Source organism: Ancylobacter terrae (assembly GCF_045108345.1).
In the GTDB taxonomy this organism is placed as follows: Bacteria; Pseudomonadota; Alphaproteobacteria; order Rhizobiales; family Xanthobacteraceae; genus Ancylobacter.
The window spans coordinates 369,104-388,134 of sequence record NZ_JBJGXH010000002.1; the positions used below are offsets into that span (position 1 = coordinate 369,104).

Sequence of the window (19,031 nt, forward strand, 5' to 3'; positions counted from 1 at the left end):
GCGCGATGAACGCATCGCACCCGACGGCCCGCGCGCCGCACGCCACCGCCACCGCCGACAGAGCCCCGGCCGGCGTCCTCGACCGTATCGAGACCGCTCTCGGCACGGTGGTGGACGTGGTGGCCGCGACCCTGCTGCTGGTGGACATCCTGCTGCTGGCATGGGCGGTCACGGCGCGCTACGTCCTCCACATCCCCGTGACATGGGTCGAGGAGCTGGCGACGCTGGTCTTCCTGTGGTTCGGCATGCTGGGCGTGGCGAGCGCGCTCCGGCGCCGGATCCACCTGCGCCTCACCTTCGTGCTGGCGCAGTTCACGCCCGCCACGCGGCGCGCGGTCGAGGCGTTCGCCAACGTCGTGCTGCTGGTGTTCCTGCTCAAGCTGGTGACGCCGACGCTGGAGCTGATCGAGCTCAACCATGTCGTCACCTCGCCCAATCTCGGCGTGCCGGGCTCGGTGCCGGCGCTCGCGACGCTCGTCAGCGTCGCGGCGATGATCGCGTTCCTGCTGATCCAGATGTGGCGCGCCGCCACCCCCGCGCTGTTCGCGGGGATGATCGCGGTCGCCGCCGCGCTCGTCGTCGCCCTCGAGAAGACGCCGCCGCTGCTGATGGACCTCGGCAACATCAACCTGCTGCTCTTCTTCGGCGTGGCGGTGATGGCGCTGATCGTCATCGGCGTGCCGATCGCCTTCTCCTTCGGCACGGCGACGCTGGCCTATTTCGTCTTCACCAGCGACCTGCCGCTGACGGTGATCGTCGGGCGCATCAACGAGGGCATGTCGCACTTCATCCTGCTGACCATCCCGCTGTTCGTCTTCCTCGGCATCCAGATCCAGTACACCGGCATGGCGCGGTCGATGATCAACTTCGTCATCGCGCTGATCGGCTCGGCCCGCGGCGGGCTGAGCTATGTCATGCTCTGCGCCATGTACCTGGTCTCCGGCATCTCCGGCGCCAAGGCCGCCGACATGGCGGCGATCGGGCCGATCCTGGCGCCGGCGATGAAGGAACGCGGCATGCGCGAGGGCGACAGCGCGGCGTTGCTCGCGGTCTCCGCGGCGGCGGCGGAGACCATTCCCCCGAGCCTCGTGCTGATCATCATCGGCTCGGTCACCGGCATCTCGATCGCGGCACTGTTCGTCGGCGGGCTGATGCCGGCCTTCATCTGCATGATCGCGCTCTCCGGCGCGGTCTACTGGCGCTCCCGCGGCGAAAAGCGCGGCGAAAACAAGCGCGACATCCGGCTGATCGGCCGCACCTTCGTCGTGGCCATCCCCGCGCTGGCCCTGCCGCTGATCATCCGCGCCGCGGTGCTGGAGGGCGTGGCCACCGCGACCGAGGTGGCAGTGATCGGCATCGCCTACGCGCTGGTGGTGGGCATCGTCACCATGCGGGGGATCTCCTTCACCCGCATGGGCGAGATCCTGGTCGAGACCATCGCCATCTCCGGCACCATCATGATCATCATCGCCCTGGCCGGCGCGATGTCGTGGGCGCTGACCCAGTCGGGCTTCGCCGAGACGCTGGTCGCCTTCATGAAGGACCTGCCGGGCGGGCGCATCTCCTTCCTGCTGGTCTCGATCCTCGCCTTCATCGTGTTCGGCAGCATCCTGGAAGGCATTCCCGCCATCGTGCTGTTCGGCCCGCTGCTGGTGCCGGTGGCGCAGTCGCTCGGCGTGCATCCGGTGCAGTACGCGATGGTCGTGCTGCTCTCGATGGGGCTCGGGCTGTTCTCGCCGCCGTTCGGCTACGGCTATTACACCGCCTGCGCCATCACCAAGGTGTCCCCCGATCAGGCGATGTGGAACATGCTTCCCTATCTGGGCGCGCTGCTGCTGGCGATCATCGCCGTCGCCGCCGTTCCCTGGCTGAGCATCGGCTTCCTCTAGACAGCGGTCCGGCGGCACGCGCCGCCGGCACGCTCACCGGTCCGCGCGCCAGCTGCCCGGCGAGGACGACACATAGGTGATGGCGAGCCGCACCAGCTCGGGCAGCGTGCTGGCGCCGAGCTTGGCCTTGAGCTGCGAGCAGGTGTTCGCCACCGTCTTGTAGCTGATGCCGAGCTCGACCGCGATCTGGCTGTAGTCCTTGCCGTCGGCGAGCAGCGACAGCGCCTGCAACTCGCGCGGGGTGATGTCGGCCAGCGCCGCCGAGCGGCCGCGGCTGCCGAGCAGCGCGATCTGCATGGCGAGGTCGTGGCTCATATAGGGCTGGCCGCGCCGCACCCGCTCGAACGCCTCGAGCAGCACGCCGGAGGCGGTATCCTTCAGCACATAGCCGTTGGCGCCCGCCTCCAGCGCCCGCCGGGCGATGACCGGATCGCCGTGCATGCTGAAGACGAGGATCGGGATCTGCGCGTTCTGCGCCCTTAGACGCCGCACCAGCACGAGGCCGCTGAGCCCGTTGCCCTGCAAGGCGAGGTCGACGATCACCAGATCCGGCCGCTCGCGGCGGAACAGGCGATAGCCGCCGAGCAGCGTGCCGGCCTCCAGCACCCGCTCGACGCCGGCATCCTGCAGCACGCGGCGGCAGCCCTGCAGCACGATCGGGTGGTCGTCGATCACCAGCACGGTCGTCATTCCGCGGCCCGTCTTTCGCTGTCCCCGCCCCGGCCGGCGGCGGCGCTGCGCGCGGGGATCGACATCTCGAGGCGGGTGCCGCGCGGGCGCGCCGGCAGGATGCGCCAGCTGCCGCCGAGCGCGGCGAGGCGCTCCTCGATGCCGATCATGCCGAAGCCGGGCGCGGCGGCGGGCGCCATGCCCACGCCGTCATCCTCGACGACGAGGTCGAGACGCCCCGCGGCGGCGTCCGCGCTCAGGCCGACGCGGATGGCGCTCGCCTCGCCATGGCGGAGCGCATTGGTCACCGCCTCCTGCACGCAGCGATAGACGGTGAGGTCGACGCTGTCGCCATAGCGCTCGGCGAGGCCCTCGCAGCGCAGATGGAAGGTCCGCTCCGGCGCATGGCTGCGGAAATCGGCCATGAGGTCGGCGATCACGTCCGCCAGCGGCACGTGGTCGAGCGCCATCGGGCGGATCCGGCGCAGCAGCTGCCGGTTCAGCCCCTGGATGCGGTCGAGGATCTCGGCGAGGCTCGCCATGCGCTCGGCGATCTGGCCGGCGCGGACGGCATCGCCGCCGGCCACGAGCCGTTCCACCGATTCGAGATTGGCCCGCAGCCCGAACAGGCAGGGCCCGAGCTCGTCGTGCAGGTCCGAGGCGATCTGCCGGCGCTCGTCGTCCTGCACCCGGACCAGCCGCTCGGCGAGGCGCGCATTGTCCTGCCGCGCGGCGTTCAGCGCGGCGCCGAGCGCGTTGAAGCGGTCGGCGATGGCCGCCAGCTCGCGGGCGGGCGGCAGGGGAAGGCGGTGCCCGAAACGCCCGGCCTCGAGCGCGGACAGCCCCTCCGAGAGCGTCCGCAGCGGCCGCAGCAGGCGGCCCAGCGCTACGTAGAGGGCGGCGAGGATGGCGATGTTGACGATCACTGCCAGCAGGGCGAGGTCGGTGGTGTCCTCCCACACCTCGGCGATCTCGTCGGCGGCCTCGCCGGCCACCCGCACCCGGCCGATCGCGCGCCCGCCGTCCATCACCGGAATGTCGCGCTCGGCCCGATCGACGGTGACGAGGTCGGCGAACCAGTCGGGCACCTCCTCGTGCTCGCCCGCCTCCGCCCCGCCCTCGCCGCCGGCCGCCGGCGCGAGCCCGACGAGGCGCCCCTGCGCGTCCTCGATGCGGATGCGCACATGGCGCAGGCCGCCGACATGCAGCGGCAGCTGGGTGAGCGAGACGCTGCCGTCGCCCGTCTGCGCCAGCCGCTCGATGGTCTCGGCGACATAGCGCTCGGCCATCGCCAGCGAGGCGCCGATCTCGACGCCGGTGGCGCGCCGGGCGTTGGCGATGGTGACCACGAAGGCGACCAGCGCCGCGCAGAGATTGATGACGACGACCGACGCCATCACCTGCCAGCGCAGCGAGCGGCGGCGCCAGAAGGTGCCGGGGCGGCCGGGGCGCGCCGCGCTCATCGGCCCGGCTCCGCCGCGGGCGCGCGCAGCGTCGCCAGCGCCGCCTCCGGCGTCGCCCCCTGCCGGCGCAGGTTGAAATAATGCTGGCAGAGGTCGCTGAAGCCGCGGCGCGACCCGGGCGCGGCCAGCGGCAGGAAGCGCACGACGATGTCGTGCGCGCTCTCGCGGGCGCCGATCTCCGCCAGCATGCCCTCCAGCTGGGCGGCGCGGTTGGCGATCATCCGGTCGCTCTCGCCGAAGCGCGAATCGGCGTCGGCGAGCAGCGCCTTCCATCGGATCGCGCCGGCGCTGTCAGCGGCGACGTCGTGGCCGGCCTCCCGGCTCGCCAGCCACACCTCGGGATCGACCGCGTCGGCCGGGTCGAGCCACACCTTGCGCGCGATCCCGTCGCCGGGGGGCGCGACGCGCTCGGAGGCGGTGCCGCCGCGCGACGGCGGCTGGCTCTCGCTGGGACAGCCGGCCAGCGCCAGGGCGGCGAGGCCGGCCAGCAGCGGGCGGAGGAAGGCGGTCGGGCGGTGGCGCATATTACTTATGATGTTCTTATGAGCTCAAGTTGTCGTCGCGCGAATACACGTCGGAGCCGAAATGTCGCACGTGCCGCCGGCGCGGAACGGGCGGCGACCGCGACCACCGACGAACCATCAGGAAGCGGAAAGAAGACCAGTTTTTCGCCGTTTGAACAAGCCGCGCGTGGCGAGGAAGGCGATTTCTCCCGCGAATCGGGAACTAGTTCCCGCCATATTTTCCATCCTGCCTAAAGACAGTCGTTTCGACCCGCGCTCATCATGTCGACGTCCACAAGATAACTCTAAGAACTTTATAAGCAACACTTCGATTTTCGGACTAGACCGCGCGGTCATCGCCATACCCCGCGCGGGAGGATCGGAGACAGCAAGAAGAGCCGTGCCGGACCGGGCCCACCGGGCCGGATCCGGACTGTCCGGGATGCAGGAAACGCGAGGAAGTTCCCATGAGCCGACTTTATTCTTCGGTGTCCGCGCTTACCATGGCCGCGGCACTGGCGGCGGCCTGCGGCGGCATCGCCCCCGCGCTCGCCAATGACAAGCTCGTCGAGCTGTCGAAGAGCACCGACAACTGGCCGATGACCGGCCAGAACTACAACGCCAACAATTACAGCCCGGCCAACCAGATCACCAAGCAGAACGTCAAGCAGCTGCGCCCCGCCTGGTCGTTCTCGACCGGCGTGCTCAGCGGCCATGAGGGCACGCCCCTCGTCGTGGACAACGTGATGTATGTCCACTCGCCCTTCCCCAACACCACCTTCGCGCTCGGGCTCGACGATCCGGGCCACATCCTGTGGCAGCACAAGCCGAAGCAGAACCCCACCGCCCGCGCGGTCGCCTGCTGCGACGTGGTCAATCGCGGCCTCGCCTACTGGCCGGGCAACGGCACGGTCGGCCCGCTGATCATCAAGACCCAGCTCGACGGCAACGTCGTCGCGCTCAAGGCCGACACCGGCGAGGAGTTCTGGAAGCTCGAGAATTCCGACATCAAGGTCGGCTCGACGCTGACCATCGCCCCCTATGTGGTGAAGGACACGGTGCTGATCGGCTCCTCGGGCGCCGAGCTCGGCGTGCGCGGCTACGTCACCGCCTACGACATCGCGACCGGCGCCCAGAAGTGGCGCGCCTACGCCACCGGGCCGGACAACGAGGTGAAGCTCGCCGACGACTTCAACAGCGCCAATCCCCATTACGGCCAGAAGGGCCTCGGCACCGGCACCTGGGAAGGCGACGCCTGGAAGATCGGCGGCGGCACCAACTGGGGCTGGTATGCCTTCGATCCCGGCACCAACCTCGTCTATTACGGCTCGGGCAACCCGGCGCCGTGGAACGAGACCATGCGTCCGGGCGACAACAAGTGGACCATGACCATCTGGGGCCGCGACATCGACACCGGCGAGGCCAAGTTCGGCTACCAGAAGACGCCGCACGACGAATGGGACTATGCCGGCGTCAACGTGATGATGCTGTCCGACCAGAAGGACAAGACCGGCAAGGAGCGCAAGCTCCTCACCCACCCGGACCGCAACGGCATCGTCTACACGCTCGACCGCACCAATGGCGACCTGATCTCGGCGGACAAGATCGACGACACCGTCAACTGGGTGAAGCAGGTCGACCTCAAGACCGGCCTGCCGCAGCGCGATCCCGAATACGCCACCCGCATGGACCACAAGGGCCGCGACATCTGTCCCTCGGCGATGGGCTACCACAACCAGGGCCACGACAGCTACGACCCGCAGCGCGCCTCCTTCTTCATGGGCATCAACCACATCTGCATGGACTGGGAACCGTTCATGCTGCCCTACCGCGCGGGCCAGTTCTTCGTCGGCGCCACGCTGTGGATGTATCCCGGCCCGAAGGGCGACCGGCAGAAGTATGAGGGCCTGGGCCAGGTGAAGGCCTATGACGCCATCAACAACAAGTACAAGTGGGAAGTGATGGAGCGGTTCGCGGCCTGGGGCGGCACGCTCGCCACCGCCGGCGGCGTGGTGTTCTACGGAACGCTGGACGGCTTCATCAAGGCCCGCGACAGCGACACCGGCGAGCTGCTCTGGAAGTTCAAGCTGCCCTCCGGCGTGATCGGCCACCCGATGACCTACACCCACAAGGGCGAGCAGTACGTCGCCATCTACTACGGCGTCGGCGGCTGGCCGGGCGTCGGCCTGGTGTTCGACCTGAACGACCCGACCGCCGGTCTCGGCTCGGTGGGCGCGTTCAAGCAGCTCCAGCACTACACCCAGATGGGTGGCGGCGTGATGGTGTTCTCGCTCGACGGCAAGGGTCCCTATGACGACCCGAACGTCGGCGAATACTCCACCACCGTGATCCGCAACGGCGGCTGATCGTCCGGCCGCTCCACGGCGGCTGCCCGGCGCGCTCCCCCGCGACGGGCAGCCGTTCCGCCATCCCCCGCCCCATGCAGCCCGGAGCGCGCGCCCTGCGCCGGCCGGACCGCGGGGAGAACGCCGCAAGGAGGAACCCTCATGTCGACGGCTTCATCCGTCAGCCGGATCGCCCTCGCCGCCGCCGGCCTCGCCGCCGCGGGCCTCGCCTTCGCCGGGCTCGCCGGCGCCGCCACCGGCACGGCCACCGAACTGCGCATCTGCGCCTCCAATGTCGAGGCGCCGTTCTCGGCCAAGGATTCGAGCGGCTTCGAGGATCGCATCGCCATCGCGCTGGCGCAGGCGATGGACCGCAAGCCGGTGTTCGTGCGCAACGACAAGCCTGGCGTCTATCTCGTGCGCGACCAGCTCGAGACCAACAATTGCGACGTCGTCATGGGCGTCGACGCCGGCGACCCGCGCCTCGCCACCTCGAAGCCCTACTACCGCACCGGCTACGTGCTGCTCACCAAGGCGGACCGAAACATCACCGCCGACAAGTGGGACGACCCGCAGGTCAAGGACCAGTCCCGCTTCGCGGTGCGCTTCTACTCGCCGGCCGAGACCCTGCTGAAGCGCATCGGCCGCTTCGAGGACAACGCCGCCTACATGTACTCGCTGGTCAACTTCGTCTCCCGCCGCAACCAGTGGACCCAGGTGCCCGGCGACCGCATCGTCAGCGAGGTGGCCGGCGGGGAGGCCGATGTCGGCATCGCCTTCGCCCCCGAGATCGCCCGCTACGTCAAGTCGTCCTCGACGCCGCTGCGCATGACGGTGATCGCCAACGGCATCGACAAGCCGGACGGCAGCGAGATCCCGCTGCACTACGACCAGGCGGTCGGCGTGCGCAAGGACGACGCCGCCCTGCTCGCCGACATCAATGCCGGCATCGACAAGGCGCGCCCGCAGATCGAGCGGATCCTCGGCGAGGAAGGCATCCCGCTGCTCAAGCCGAACAGCTGACGGCTCCCGCGCCCCGGCCTCGCCGCCGGGGCCGCCTTCCGCCTCTCCCAGCGAAAAGGTCCCATGCGACAGAGCTTCATCCTCAAGACGGCCGCGGCGCTCCTCACCGTCGGCACCCTCGCCTGGGGTGCCCATGCCGCGATCATGCTGACCCACACGGTGACCGGCCAGCCGCTCGACCTGTCGGAGGCGCCGGAGGAGGGCCGCGACACCAAGGCGGTGAGGACGTTCCTCGAAACCGGCGTCAACATCTACAACGAGGACAAGATCTGCCTGCCCAAGGCGCACGAGATCTTCCTGTCCATGTGCTCGGGCTGCCATGGCCATTACGGCGAGGGCAAGATCGGGCCGGGGCTGAACGATTCCTACTGGACCTACCCCAAGAACGAGACCGACCAGGGCCTCTTCGAGACCATATTCGGCGGCGCCAACGGCCAGATGGGCCCGATGTACGGCGCGCTGAACCTCAACGAGATGCTGCTGGCCATGGCCTGGGTCCGCCACCTCTACAAGGACGACCCCAAGGGCGCGACCTGGCTCACCGAAGCCCAGCGGAAGGCGTTCACGCCTTTCGACGCCAACGCCAAGCACATCGAGCCATCCGACGTGATGCCGCCCGAGTGCGGCGGGCCGGCGGGCTGAGCACGCCGGACAACAAAGACGACAACAGGAGGAAACGCATCATGAGCCTGATCGATCGCAGCCTGAAGCTCGCCCTCGCCACCACCGGCGCCGGCATCCTCGCCCTCGCCATGGCCGGCGGCGCCAGCGCCTATGACGGCACCAACTGCAAGGCGCCCGGCAATTGCTGGGAGCCCAAGCCCGGCTATCCCGCGCAGGTCGCCGGTTCGAAATACGATCCCAAGCACGACCCGAAGGAGCTCAACAAGCAGTCGGAATCGATCAAGGGCATGGAAGCGCGCAACGCCCAGCGGGTCGACTACTTCAAGAAGACCGGCCAGTGGGTCTACGACGTCAGCAAGATTCCCAACTGACGCGTCGCCTTCGCACAGCTTTCACGAACCCACTTGTGGGCGGGCCTTCTCCGGCCCGTCCCGCGATCCTCCGGGGTTTCCCGGCGTGGGTTGACTGGCGCGGCCGCACGATGACGGGCCTGCCCGGCACGTCGGCCGCGCCGTTTTTATCGTTTCCGGCGCATCCCGCCTCCAGCGCGGGGGCGCCGCATGCGAGGCGGCGGGGGATTCCATCATGCGGGCTGTTCGCGAGACGGACGCCGCCCTGTCGGACTGGCGCGAGCGCGCGCTCAGGTTCGAGCGCGAGATCGGCAAGGTGGTGCTGGGGCAGGCGCGCGTGCTGCGGCTCCTCACCATCGCCACCTTCGCGCGCGGCCACGTGCTGCTGGAAGGCGATGTCGGCGTCGGCAAGACCACGCTGCTGCGGGCCATGGCGCGCGCCACCGGCGGTGCCTTCGAGCGCATCGAGGGCACCATCGACCTGATGCCCGCCGACCTCGTCTACCACGCCCATCTCGGCGAGGACGGCAAGCCGCGCATCGATCCGGGGCCCCTGCTGCGGCAGGGCGAAGCGCTCTCGGTGTTCTTCTTCAACGAGATCAACCGCGCCCGCCCGCAGGTGCATTCGCTGCTGCTGCGGCTGATGGCGGAGCGCTCGGTCTCGGCCTTCAACCGCGACTACCGCTTCCCGCACGTGCAGGTCTTCGCCGACCGCAACCGGGTGGAGCGCGAGGAGACCTTCGAGCTTCCCGCCGCCGCCCGCGACCGCTTCCTGATGGAGGTCGAGGTCGCCATCCCCGACGACGCGGACGCCCGGCGCCAACTCGTCTTCGATCCGCGCTTCCACGACGTCGACACGCTGCTCGACGAGGTCGAGCCCGCCGTGCTCGATCCCGAGGCGCTGGAGCCGCTCGCCCGCGCCATCCAGCGCGGCGTCCGCACCAGCGCGACGCTGGAAACCTATGTCGCCGCGCTCTGGGATGCCATCCGCGCGCCCGCCGCGGCCGGCATCGCGATCGAGGGCGCCGACATGGCGCGGCTGGTGCAGGGCGGCGCCAGCCCGCGCGGCATGTCGTACCTCGTCCGCGCCGCCCGCGTGCGCGCCTGGCTCGACGGGCGCGACATGGTGGTGCCGGAGGACGTGCGCGCGGTTTTCCCCGAGGTCATGGCGCACCGCATCTTCCTCGATCCGGTCTATGAGCCGCGCCGCGAGCGCCTCGTCGGCGCGCTCATCGCCGCCGTGTTCGACCGGGTGCCGGCGCCGTGAGCGCGGCGACGATCGCCCGATCCGAGACCCGCCAGCCGCTGCCCTACCGGCTGCGCTGGCGCCCCGAAGGCGTGCTGCCCGGCGCCCATCCCGGCCATGGCGAAGGTGCCGAGGGCGAGTTCCGCCGCCATGTCGGCCTGCTGCGCCATCCCGACCCGCGCCGCATCGACCTGCGCGCCTCGCTGCGCGACCCGTTCGGCGAACTGCAGGTGCGCCAGTTCGCGCCGCGCCGCGCCATTCCGGTCGCCGCCATCGTCGACCTCTCGGGTTCCATGCGGTTCGGCGCGGCCGTGGCCGGGCGGGTGGCCGAGCTCTGCGCCGTCCTCGCGCTGTCGGCGGTGCGCAGCGGCGACAGCTTCGCGCTGGTCGGCTGCGACGACGCCGTGCGCGACGACGTCAGCCTGCCGCCCGGCCGCCGTCGCGGGCTGGAGGAGGAGGTGTTCGAGCGCCTCGCCGCGGCCGCGCCGCGCGGCGGCTCCGCCGGGCTGGAGGCGGCGGCCGAGCGGCTCGCGCTGCGCCGCGGCCTCGTCTTCCTGATCTCCGATTTCCTGCTGCCGCCGGCGCGGATCGCGGCGGTGCTCGACAGTCTGTGGCGGCACGACGTCGTGCCCGTGGTGATCCGCGACAGCGCGTTCGACGACGGGCTGCCCGCGTGGGGGCTGATCGAGGTCGCCGACCTCGAGGACGGCGCGACCCGGCTGGTGTTCATGCGCCCGGCGCTGCGGGCGCGCTGGCGGGCGCAGGCACGCGAGCGGCAGGGCGCGCTGGCGGCGGCGTTCGCCGCGCGGGGCCTGCGGCCTTTCGAACTGGCCGACACGCTCGACACCGATGCCCTCGCCCGGCGCCTGATGGAGGGATGAGTGGGCGCGCGCGGAGGGATGCTGGCGCTTTGCCTTCTCGCCGGGCTCGGGGCGGCCCCACCGGCGCTCGCGCAGGTGCGCTCCGTCGAGCTCTATGCCCCCCGCCCCTTCGGCCACGTGCTCGGCGATGCGCTGCCGCTTGCCGTCGAGATCGAGCTGGACGAGGCCTTCCGGCTGGATCCCGCCAGCCTGCCGCGGCCGCGCGCGGTGGATTACTGGCTGGACCTGCGCGATGTCCGGCTGGAGGAACGCGGCACCGGCGGCGGCATCCGCCGTTACGTGCTCCGCCTCGACTACCAGACCTTCTACGCCCCGCTCGAGCCCAAGCGGATGGACATCCCGCCGCTGGCGCTCGCCGCGCTCGACGGCGAGCGCCGGGTGGAGATCCGCGTGCCCGGCTGGTCCTTCGTGATGTCGCCGCTGCGCGAGATCGTCGCCTCCGCCGGCTCCTCGCCGATGACGCTGCGCCCGGACATCGAGCCCGGCCCGATCCCGACCGCCGGGGCCTGGCGCGGGCTCGCCGCCGGGATCGGAACCGCGACCCTCGCGCTGCTGGTGCTTGCCTGGCAGATGGGGTGGGGTCCGTTCGGCCGGCGCCGCGCGCGGCCCTTCGCCCGGGCGGACCGCACGGTGCGCGCCGCGCTGCACGCATCGGTCGGATCGGTCTCATCGTCCACCGCATCGCACCCATCATCCACCTCACTGGACTCATCATCCACCTACGGCAAGGGGCTGATCGCCCTCCACCGTGCCTTCGACGCGACCGCCGGAAAGGGCCTCTTCGCGGAGGATTTGCCGGCCTTTTTCGGGGCCCATCCGGAGTTCCGGGCGGCCGAAGCGGAGATCGGGCGGCTCTTCGCCGCCTCCCGCCGCGCGTTCTTCGCCAGCGACCTCGCGGGCGCGCTCGGCGAGATGCCGCCGGCCGCCCTCGCGGCCCTGTCGGGGCGCCTGCGGGCGATCGAGAGAGGCACGGCATGAGTCTGGAAAACCTCGCTTTTTTCGATATTGGCGTGGATCGGCCGGCCGTGCTGGCACTGCTCGTGCTGGCGCTGCTGCCCTGGCTCGCCGGGCCGTTCGTCCGCCGCGGCGTCCCCTCCGCGACCATCGTGCCGGCGGACCTGCCCTCGCGCCTCGTCGCCCTGGCGATCCCCCTTTCCGGCACCCTCGCCATCGCCGCGCTGGTGCTCGGCCTCGCCGGCCTCAACCGGCGCGAGCAGAGCGTCGAGCGGCAGGGAACGGGCGCGCATCTGGTGCTGCTGCTCGACAGATCCTCAAGCATGGACAATACCTTCGCCGACCGCGCCCCCACCGGCGAGGAGGAATCGAAGTCGCGCGCGGCCAAGCGCCTGCTGGCCGATTTCGTCGCCCGCCGGCCGCATGACCGCATCGGCGTGGCCGCCTTTTCCACCTCGCCCATGCCGGTACTGCCGCTCACCGACCATCACGATGTCGTCGGCGCGGCGATCGCCGCCATCGACCGCCCCGGCCTCGCCTTCACCGATGTCGGGCGCGGCCTGGCGCTGGCGCTCTCGACCTTCGCCGACGATACCGCCGAAGCCTCCCGCGCCGTGCTCCTCGTCTCCGACGGCGCCGGCCTGATCGACCGGCGGGTGCAGGAAGCCCTGCGCAGCGCCACCGCCCGCACCCCCGTCCATCTCTACTGGCTGTTCCTGCGCTCACGCGGATCGCGCGGAATCTTTGATGCGCCCCCGCCCGGGGAGGACACGCCGCAGGCCAATCCCGAGCGGCATCTTCATCTGTTCCTTCAAAGCCTTGGCGTCCCCTACCGGGCCTTCGAGGCGACCAGTCCGCAGGCGATCGAGCAGGCGATCACCGAGATCGACCGGCAGGAAACCCGGCCGATCAGCTACCTCGAACGGGTGCCGCGGCGGGACCTGCATCGCGAGGCCTTCGCCCTGGCCGCCCTGGCCGTCGGGCTCCTCCTGGCCGCCAAGCTCGCCGAACGCCCGCTTGTCCGTCGCGCTCCCCGCGCCGCGTCGGAACCGGTGCGTGACGTGCAACCGCTGCGGAGGGCGGCATGACGCGGGCGCGGCTTTTCATAACGCTCGCCTGCCTCGCCCTGATCGGCAGCCTCGGCGCGAGCGCGTGGTACGGCGCGCGACTGCTGGCGGACCGCCGGGACAACGCCCTGATCGGCGACCTCGCCCGTGGCCGCGACCTCGCCGTCGACCCGCAGGCGCGGCCGCCGGTGCTTTATGCCCGCGTCGCCTTCCTCACCGCCCGCGACCGTCTCGATGAAGCCCAACCGTTGGTGAACCGGATCGCCGCGTCGGACGATGCCGGCGTCGCCATCGCCGCCCAGTACGAACTGGCCAATGCCCGCCTGCGCACCGCGATCGAGCATCTCCAGTCGAACGACATCGATCCCGCTGTTCCGCTGGTCCGCCTCGCGAAGGAGGGCTACCGCCGCGCGCTGGCGCTCGACCCGGACTTCTGGGACGCCAAGTACAATCTCGACGTCGCCATGCGGCTGGTGCGCGATTTCCCGCAGATCGAAGTCGATGGGGAGGAAATCCCGCCGGAGGCGGCCAAGCGGCTGTGGACCGACCTGCCCGGCCTGCCGAAGGGGTTGCCATGAGCCCGGCCCCGGCAGCCGCGTTCCGCCCGGGCGGCGACGGCCGGCTCTGGCTGCTCGTCGTCGCGTTCGTGGCCCTCGTCGCGGCGCTTCTCGCCCCCCGCATAACGCTGCCGCGCGAGGCCCGCGACGTGCTGTTGGTCATCGACGTGACCGGCAGCATGAACGTGCGCGACGCGTCACCATCGGGCGCGCCCCTCAGCCGCCTCGCCGCGGCCCGGCAGGCCGGGCGCGCGCTGCTGGCCAATCTGCCCTGCCAGTCACGCCTCGGGCTCGGCATCTTCACCGAGCGCCGCACCTTCCTGCTGTTCGAGCCGGCCGAGGTCTGCGAGAACTTCGCCGCCATCGACGGCGCCATCGACGCCCTCGACTGGCGCATGGCATGGGAAGGCGACAGCTACGTCGCGCGCGGCATCCATTCCGGGATCGCCATCGCCGCCAGCCTCCACAGCGATCTCGTCTTCCTTACCGACGGCCACGAGGCGCCCCCCCTGGCCGGCGGCACCCTCCCCTCCTTCGACGGCAAGGCGGACGAGGTGGCGGGCCTCCTCCTCGGCGTCGGCTCGGTCGATCCCTCGCCGATCCCGAAATTCGACGACGATGGGCGGGAGGTCGGCTTCTACGCCGAGAACGACGTTCCGCAGGAGAACCGCTCCGGGCCACCGCCGGCCGATGCCCCCTCGCGCGCCGGCTGGAACCCCCGCAACGCCCCCTGGGGCGGGGAGGCCGCGAGCGGTACCGAGCACCTGAGCGCCCTCCGCGAGGCTCATCTGCGCGCGCTCGCGGGCCAGACCGGGCTCCACTATGCGCGGCTCGCCGATCCTCGAACCGTTGGCGGCCTCGTCGCACAGGCAACCCGACCGCGCCCCGTTTCCGCCCGCGTCGACACCGCCTTCATCCCCGCGACGCTCGCCCTGTGTGCGCTGGCCACACTCTACGCCACCGGCGTCGCCACCCGCCGGCGCTCTCCTATTCTCGACTGAAGGAAAGACCGCATGCCCGGAAGGATCGCCATCGCCCTCCTCTTCATGCTCGCCGGCCTCGCCACGGCAGCGGCGCATGGGCCGACGCCGCAGAAGGCCGATGAGAGCATCACCATCGCCGCCCCGCCCGAGCAGGTGTGGGCGATCGTCGCCGATTTCGGCGGCATCGGGCAATGGCATCCGCTGGTGCGCGAGGTGCAAGCCACCGGCGGCAATGCCGCCGGCGCCGAGCGCGCGCTGACACTGCAGAAGGGCACGATCACCGAGGGTCTCGACGATGTCGACACCGCCGGCAAGCGCATCTCCTACCGCCTGTCGAAGGAGAATACCGAGGCGATCCCGGTGAGCTTCTACACCGCCAGCATCGAGGTGCTGCCGGCCGCCGGCGGCAGCGAGGTGAAATGGGGCGCGCGCTTCTACCGCGCCGACACCACCAACGAGCCGCCGGAGGACCTCAACGACGAAACCGCCATCGCCGCGATGACCGATTTCATCAGGCGCGGCCTCGAGGGGCTGAAGGCGAAAGCCGGCGGGCAATGAGGACAGCGCGACGGGCCGCCCGCGGGAGCGCGGCTACCGTGGCTACGTGGTTCGCCCTCTTCGCGATCGGGCCGGCATGGGGCTCGACCGTTCTGGCCGTCGTATCGCAGCAGGCCGGAACCGTTACGCTCGTCGATACCGATCAGGCCATCGCGGTAGCAACCATCGCCGTGCCGCGTGTGCCGGCCGGCATTGCCGCGGCCCCGGATGGAAGCCGGATGTACGTGACCCATCCCGATCTCGGCCTCGTCTCACGGATCGACGTCACGCGGCGCCGCGTCGACGCGCAGTTCCGGGTGGGGCGGGAGCCTTTCGGCATCGCCGTCATCGACGGCGGGCGCGCGCTTGTCGTCAGCGACTGGGATGGGGACGCGCTCATCCGCGTCGACGCCGAAACCGGCGTGGAGACCGGGCGCGCCGCGGTCGGCCGTTCGCCGGCGGGCATCGCCGTCGACGAAACGACCGGGCGGGTCTATGTCGCCGACCGCGAAGGCGCCACGCTGAGCGTGGTCGACCTGAGCGCCATGACGCGGATCGCCGCCGTGCCCACCGGCCGCGCACCGTTCGCGCTGGCGCTCTCGCCCGACCGGGCCCGCATCTTCGTCGCCAATGTGCAGAGCGGAGATGTGTCGGTGATCGTGGCCGATGGCCTGCGGGAGATGGCGCGCCCAAGGGTCGGCTTGATGCCCTACGGGGTCGCTGTCGCGTCGGATGGCTCGCGCGTCCTCGTCAGCAACCAGCAAAGCGGCAAGCTCGCCATGCTCGATCCGGATACGCTGGCGGTGACCACGACGATGCGGATCGGGGCCTATCCCGAGGGAATCGTGTCGCTCTCGCCGGCGCGGGCTGCGGCGGTCGACTGGGCCGGCGATGAGCTCGTCCTGATCGACCTCGCCGAGCTCCGGATTGCCGTACGAATCCGGGTCGCCGCTGGCCCGCGAAGCCTGACGATCCTGCCGGAAAATGGCAGCATGGACGAAGCCCGCAAAGACCGGGCGAGCCCTTGAGGGAGGGAACGATGGAAGTGATACGGAGCATCGTGCTCGCAGCGGCGCTGCTCGCGCCTGCGGCCGCCGGTGCGGAAGATGCCGCGGCGGAGCAGCGTGGCGCCTATCTCGTCAACACCGTCATGATCTGCGGTCGCTGCCACACGGCACCCGGCCCCGCGGGGAAGCCCTTCGCCGGCGGACGCGTCGTCGAAACGGACATGTACAAGGTGCAGGGCTCCAACATTACTCCGGATCCGACGACCGGAATCGGGCGATGGAGCGATGCCGAGATCGCCCGCGCCATCACGCACGGGGTGCGGCCGGACGGCAGCCGGATGGCCACGGCGATGCCCTATGAGTTCTACGCGGTGCTCACCCCCGCCGACCTCGACGCGGTCGTTGCCTATCTGCGCTCACGGACCCCGGTGGCGAATGCCCTGTCGCCGCCGCATTACGCGCTCCCGCCGGCACCCGTGGCCGGCGTTCCCGGCCCGCCGGCGGCCGCGGCTTCCGACGCGACGCTCCAGCGTGGATGGTACATCGGCACGCTGGCCCGCTGCCTTGGCTGCCATTCGACTCCCGACGCGACAGGCGAGGCCGATCTCGCGGGCGGCGCCGGCCGCGGCGGGATGGTGTTCGAGGGGCCGTGGGGCACCGTGACGGCGCCGGCGATCACTCCCGCGGCGCTCACCGGCTGGAGCGATGACGACATCCGCCACGCGCTGGTGGAAGGGGTCGCCCCGGGCGGACGCAAGCTTGCCGCGCCGATGCAGAGTAAGGCCTATGCGCAGCTGCAGCCGGAGGATCTGACGGCACTCATCGCCTGGATCCGATCCCTGCCGCGGTCGGATTGACTCCAGCACGCGTGAACCGGCGAAGGCGGTGGCAGAGCCCGATCCTAATCCAGCGAATGCGTCGCCGACCGCCAGCACGGCTCGTCCTCGTTGGGCCCGCGCGGGCATGGGATAGCGCCAGACAATGCGGACGCGCCGCCTATGACAGCAAATCGCGCGAAAGGACCAGAGCCGTTATTCTCACCTTTTCCGCGTGAACGCGAGTCGGAGCGCCATGGATACGTCCTTCACGACCCGGCCGGAGATCAAGGGCACCTTCGGCGTTGTCGCCAGCACGCACTGGATCGCCTCGGCCGTCGGCATGTCGATCCTCGAGCGCGGCGGCAACGCCTTCGACGCCGCCGTCGCCACCGGCTTCACCCTGCAGATCGTCGAGCCGCACCTGAACGGCCCGGGCGGCGAGGTGCCGATCATCCTGTGGCCGGCGGGAGCGGCGGCCCCCACCGTGCTGTGCGGCCAGGGCACCGCGCCCGCGAGCGCGACGGTCGGCGCCTATGAGGCGCTCGGGCTCAAGCTGGTGCCGGGGACGGGGCTGCTGCCGGCCGTGGTGCCGGGCGCCTTCGACGCCTGGATGCTGCTGCTGCGCGATCACGGCACGATGGACCTCGCGACCGTGCTGGAACCGGCGATCGTCTATGCCGAACAGGGCTTCCCGCTGGTGCGGCGTGCCGTGCAGGCGATCCACGCGGTGGAGGATTTCTTCCCGCGGGAATGGCCGACCTCGGCCGCCGTCTGGCTGCCGCAGGGCCGGCGCCCGAAGCCCGACGCGCTGTTCACCACGCCGCAGATCGGCGCGACCTACCGGCGCCTGTGCGAGGAGGCGAAGGCCGCCGGCGGCGACCGGGTCGCGCAGATCGAGGCCGCGCGGCGGGCCTTCTACCAGGGCTTCGTCGCCGAGGCGGTCGACGCCTTCTACCGCGACAACGAACTGATGGACACCAGCGGGCGCAGGCATCGCGGCCTGCTGACCGGCGAAGACATGGCGGGCTGGAGCGCCAGCTACGAGCCGACCGTGTCCTACGACTATCACGGCACCCGCGTTCACAAGACCGGGCCGTGGGGGCAAGGGCCGGTGCTGCTGCAGGTGCTGGCGCTGCTCAGGGATCATGACCTCGCCGCGCTGGATCCGCTGGGCGACGATTACGTCCACCTGATCACCGAGTGCACCAAGCTCGCCATGGCGGACCGCGACGCCTTCTACGGCGATCCCGACTTCGTCGACGTCCCGCTCGGCCACCTGCTCTCCGACGGCTACAACCGCGAGCGCCGCAAGCTGGTCGGCGCCACGGCCTCACTCGACCTGCGTCCCGGCGATCTCCCGGGTTCGCAGGCGGCACTGGCGGCGCTGGTCGAGCGGGCGGGCTGCGAGGTGCCGGTCGGTCCCGGCATGGGCGAGCCGACCTTCATCGACCTGCCCGAGGTCGAAGGCGACACGGTGCATTTCGACATCATCGACCGCTGGGGCAACGTCGTCTCCGCCACGCCGAGCGGCGGCTGGCTGCAGAGCTCGCCGGTGGTTCCCGAGCTGGGCTTTCCGCTATCGACCCGGGCGCAGATGTTCTGGCTCGACCCCCGGTTGCCCTCCTGCCTCGCGCCGCGCAAGCGCCCGCGCACCACGCTCTCGCCCACCCTGGTCGAGCGGGACGGCAGGGCCTGGCTGGCACTGGGAACACCGGGCGGCGACCAGCAGGACCAGTGGAGCGGCACGGTGTTGCTGCGCCACCTGCACCACGGGCTCAATCTCCAGGCCGCGATCGACGCGCCGCTGTTCAACACCCGGCACGGGCCCGCCTCGTTCTATCCGCGCGTGCAGGCGCCCGGCGAGCTGCTGATCGAGAGCCGCTTCCCGGCGCAGACGCTGGAGCGTCTCGCCGAACGCGGCCATCGCCTGAAGGTCGAAGGTGACTGGGCGCTGGGTCGCGTCTGCGCCGCGCAACGCTCCGACGGCCTTCTGCGCGCGGGCGCCACCCCCCGCTTCATGCAAGGCTACGCGGTGGGACGCTGATCGCATGCTCACCGCAAACGACTTCACCAGTCCGCCATAACCCTTTCGTGCGGCGCACACCCCTGACCGAC

Annotated in this window: 18 protein-coding genes; 15 read left to right on the forward strand and 3 right to left on the reverse strand. The window is 70.8% G+C overall.

Annotated features, from left to right (window positions below; all coding sequences use genetic code 11):
* The first annotated feature begins 5 nt into the window (after window positions 1–5).
* Window positions 6–1,889, forward strand: a complete 1,884-nt coding sequence (locus ACEUEL_RS16035) for a TRAP transporter large permease (protein ID WP_405707392.1) — start codon at window positions 6–8, stop codon at window positions 1,887–1,889.
* Window positions 1,890–1,922: 33 nt separating this feature from the next.
* Here the strand turns inward: ACEUEL_RS16035 and ACEUEL_RS16040 are convergent, their stop codons facing one another.
* From ACEUEL_RS16040 to ACEUEL_RS16050, 3 genes are read right to left on the reverse strand one after another with little or no spacing between them, the layout of a single operon-like run.
* Window positions 1,923–2,579 carry a response regulator transcription factor gene (locus ACEUEL_RS16040; protein ID WP_405707393.1) on the reverse strand — a complete coding sequence of 219 codons (657 nt, stop codon included), beginning with the start codon at window positions 2,577–2,579 and terminating at the stop codon, window positions 1,923–1,925.
* The gene (locus ACEUEL_RS16045) at window positions 2,576–4,021 is read right to left on the reverse strand and encodes an ATP-binding protein (RefSeq protein WP_405707395.1); all 1,446 of its coding nucleotides are present in this window, start codon (window positions 4,019–4,021) and stop codon (window positions 2,576–2,578) included. Before ACEUEL_RS16045 ends, ACEUEL_RS16040 begins: the two co-directional genes overlap by 4 nt.
* Window positions 4,018–4,545 carry a hypothetical protein gene (locus ACEUEL_RS16050; RefSeq protein WP_405707397.1) on the reverse strand — a complete coding sequence of 176 codons (528 nt, stop codon included), beginning with the start codon at window positions 4,543–4,545 and terminating at the stop codon, window positions 4,018–4,020. The genes ACEUEL_RS16045 and ACEUEL_RS16050 overlap by 4 nt, the downstream gene beginning before the upstream one ends.
* Window positions 4,546–4,991: 446 nt before the next feature.
* Between ACEUEL_RS16050 and ACEUEL_RS16055 the strand changes: the two genes are divergently transcribed.
* From ACEUEL_RS16055 to ACEUEL_RS16120, 14 genes are all read left to right on the forward strand, one after another.
* On the forward strand, window positions 4,992–6,890 hold the full coding sequence (locus tag ACEUEL_RS16055; RefSeq protein WP_405707399.1) for a methanol/ethanol family PQQ-dependent dehydrogenase: 1,899 nt from the start codon (window positions 4,992–4,994) through the stop codon (window positions 6,888–6,890).
* A 141-nt stretch (window positions 6,891–7,031) separates the two neighbouring features.
* Window positions 7,032–7,892, forward strand: coding sequence for a methanol oxidation system protein MoxJ (gene moxJ / locus ACEUEL_RS16060; RefSeq protein ID WP_405707400.1), 861 nt, complete (start codon window positions 7,032–7,034; stop codon window positions 7,890–7,892).
* A gap of 63 nt (window positions 7,893–7,955) precedes the next feature.
* Window positions 7,956–8,534, forward strand: coding sequence for a cytochrome c(L), periplasmic (gene moxG / locus ACEUEL_RS16065; protein WP_405707402.1), 579 nt, complete (start codon window positions 7,956–7,958; stop codon window positions 8,532–8,534).
* 41 nt (window positions 8,535–8,575) lie between these two features.
* Window positions 8,576–8,887, forward strand: coding sequence for a methanol dehydrogenase [cytochrome c] subunit (locus ACEUEL_RS16070; RefSeq protein ID WP_405707404.1), 312 nt, complete (start codon window positions 8,576–8,578; stop codon window positions 8,885–8,887).
* Between the two features lie 214 nt (window positions 8,888–9,101).
* Complete coding sequence (locus tag ACEUEL_RS16075; RefSeq protein WP_405707405.1) at window positions 9,102–10,133, forward strand: AAA family ATPase; 1,032 nt, start codon at window positions 9,102–9,104, stop codon at window positions 10,131–10,133.
* A complete protein-coding gene (locus ACEUEL_RS16080; RefSeq protein WP_405707406.1) occupies window positions 10,130–10,993 on the forward strand; it encodes a DUF58 domain-containing protein in 864 nt (287 codons plus the stop codon). Before ACEUEL_RS16075 ends, ACEUEL_RS16080 begins: the two co-directional genes overlap by 4 nt.
* The gene (locus tag ACEUEL_RS16085) at window positions 10,994–11,971 is read left to right on the forward strand and encodes a nonribosomal peptide synthetase MxaA (RefSeq protein WP_405707408.1); all 978 of its coding nucleotides are present in this window, start codon (window positions 10,994–10,996) and stop codon (window positions 11,969–11,971) included.
* A complete protein-coding gene (locus ACEUEL_RS16090) occupies window positions 11,968–13,035 on the forward strand; it encodes a vWA domain-containing protein (protein WP_405707410.1) in 1,068 nt (355 codons plus the stop codon). Before ACEUEL_RS16085 ends, ACEUEL_RS16090 begins: the two co-directional genes overlap by 4 nt.
* The gene (locus ACEUEL_RS16095; protein ID WP_405707412.1) at window positions 13,032–13,592 is read left to right on the forward strand and encodes a hypothetical protein; all 561 of its coding nucleotides are present in this window, start codon (window positions 13,032–13,034) and stop codon (window positions 13,590–13,592) included. Before ACEUEL_RS16090 ends, ACEUEL_RS16095 begins: the two co-directional genes overlap by 4 nt.
* Entirely contained in the window at window positions 13,589–14,572 is a 984-nt protein-coding gene (locus ACEUEL_RS16100; protein ID WP_405707414.1) for a vWA domain-containing protein, read from the forward strand. The genes ACEUEL_RS16095 and ACEUEL_RS16100 overlap by 4 nt, the downstream gene beginning before the upstream one ends.
* A 12-nt stretch (window positions 14,573–14,584) precedes the next feature.
* Window positions 14,585–15,112, forward strand: coding sequence for an SRPBCC family protein (locus ACEUEL_RS16105; RefSeq protein ID WP_405707416.1), 528 nt, complete (start codon window positions 14,585–14,587; stop codon window positions 15,110–15,112).
* Between the two features lie 38 nt (window positions 15,113–15,150).
* Window positions 15,151–16,119, forward strand: coding sequence for a YncE family protein (locus ACEUEL_RS16110; protein WP_405707417.1), 969 nt, complete (start codon window positions 15,151–15,153; stop codon window positions 16,117–16,119).
* Between the two features lie 11 nt (window positions 16,120–16,130).
* On the forward strand, window positions 16,131–16,955 hold the full coding sequence (locus tag ACEUEL_RS16115; RefSeq protein WP_405707419.1) for a c-type cytochrome: 825 nt from the start codon (window positions 16,131–16,133) through the stop codon (window positions 16,953–16,955).
* Between the two features lie 214 nt (window positions 16,956–17,169).
* Complete coding sequence (locus tag ACEUEL_RS16120) at window positions 17,170–18,960, forward strand: gamma-glutamyltransferase family protein (RefSeq protein WP_405707420.1); 1,791 nt, start codon at window positions 17,170–17,172, stop codon at window positions 18,958–18,960.
* Window positions 18,961–19,031 lie beyond the last annotated feature (71 nt).

Excerpts from the sequence above, each read along its gene's own strand:
- ACEUEL_RS16090 (WP_405707410.1), top strand. The coding sequence starts at position 11,968 with ATGAGTCTGGAAAACCTCGCTTTTTTCGATATTGGCGTGGATCGGCCG.
- ACEUEL_RS16075 (WP_405707405.1), top strand. The coding sequence starts at position 9,102 with ATGCGGGCTGTTCGCGAGACGGACGCCGCCCTGTCGGACTGGCGCGAG.
- ACEUEL_RS16120 (WP_405707420.1), top strand. The coding sequence starts at position 17,170 with ATGGATACGTCCTTCACGACCCGGCCGGAGATCAAGGGCACCTTCGGC.
- moxG (WP_405707402.1), top strand. The coding sequence starts at position 7,956 with ATGCGACAGAGCTTCATCCTCAAGACGGCCGCGGCGCTCCTCACCGTC.
- ACEUEL_RS16115 (WP_405707419.1), top strand. The coding sequence starts at position 16,131 with ATGGAAGTGATACGGAGCATCGTGCTCGCAGCGGCGCTGCTCGCGCCT.
- ACEUEL_RS16055 (WP_405707399.1), top strand. The coding sequence starts at position 4,992 with ATGAGCCGACTTTATTCTTCGGTGTCCGCGCTTACCATGGCCGCGGCA.
- ACEUEL_RS16105 (WP_405707416.1), top strand. The coding sequence starts at position 14,585 with ATGCCCGGAAGGATCGCCATCGCCCTCCTCTTCATGCTCGCCGGCCTC.
- ACEUEL_RS16040 (WP_405707393.1), bottom strand. The coding sequence starts at position 2,579 with ATGACGACCGTGCTGGTGATCGACGACCACCCGATCGTGCTGCAGGGC.
- ACEUEL_RS16070 (WP_405707404.1), top strand. The coding sequence starts at position 8,576 with ATGAGCCTGATCGATCGCAGCCTGAAGCTCGCCCTCGCCACCACCGGC.
- ACEUEL_RS16100 (WP_405707414.1), top strand. The coding sequence starts at position 13,589 with ATGAGCCCGGCCCCGGCAGCCGCGTTCCGCCCGGGCGGCGACGGCCGG.
- ACEUEL_RS16035 (WP_405707392.1), top strand. The coding sequence starts at position 6 with ATGAACGCATCGCACCCGACGGCCCGCGCGCCGCACGCCACCGCCACC.
- ACEUEL_RS16045 (WP_405707395.1), bottom strand. The coding sequence starts at position 4,021 with ATGAGCGCGGCGCGCCCCGGCCGCCCCGGCACCTTCTGGCGCCGCCGC.
- ACEUEL_RS16095 (WP_405707412.1), top strand. The coding sequence starts at position 13,032 with ATGACGCGGGCGCGGCTTTTCATAACGCTCGCCTGCCTCGCCCTGATC.
- moxJ (WP_405707400.1), top strand. The coding sequence starts at position 7,032 with ATGTCGACGGCTTCATCCGTCAGCCGGATCGCCCTCGCCGCCGCCGGC.
- ACEUEL_RS16050 (WP_405707397.1), bottom strand. The coding sequence starts at position 4,545 with ATGCGCCACCGCCCGACCGCCTTCCTCCGCCCGCTGCTGGCCGGCCTC.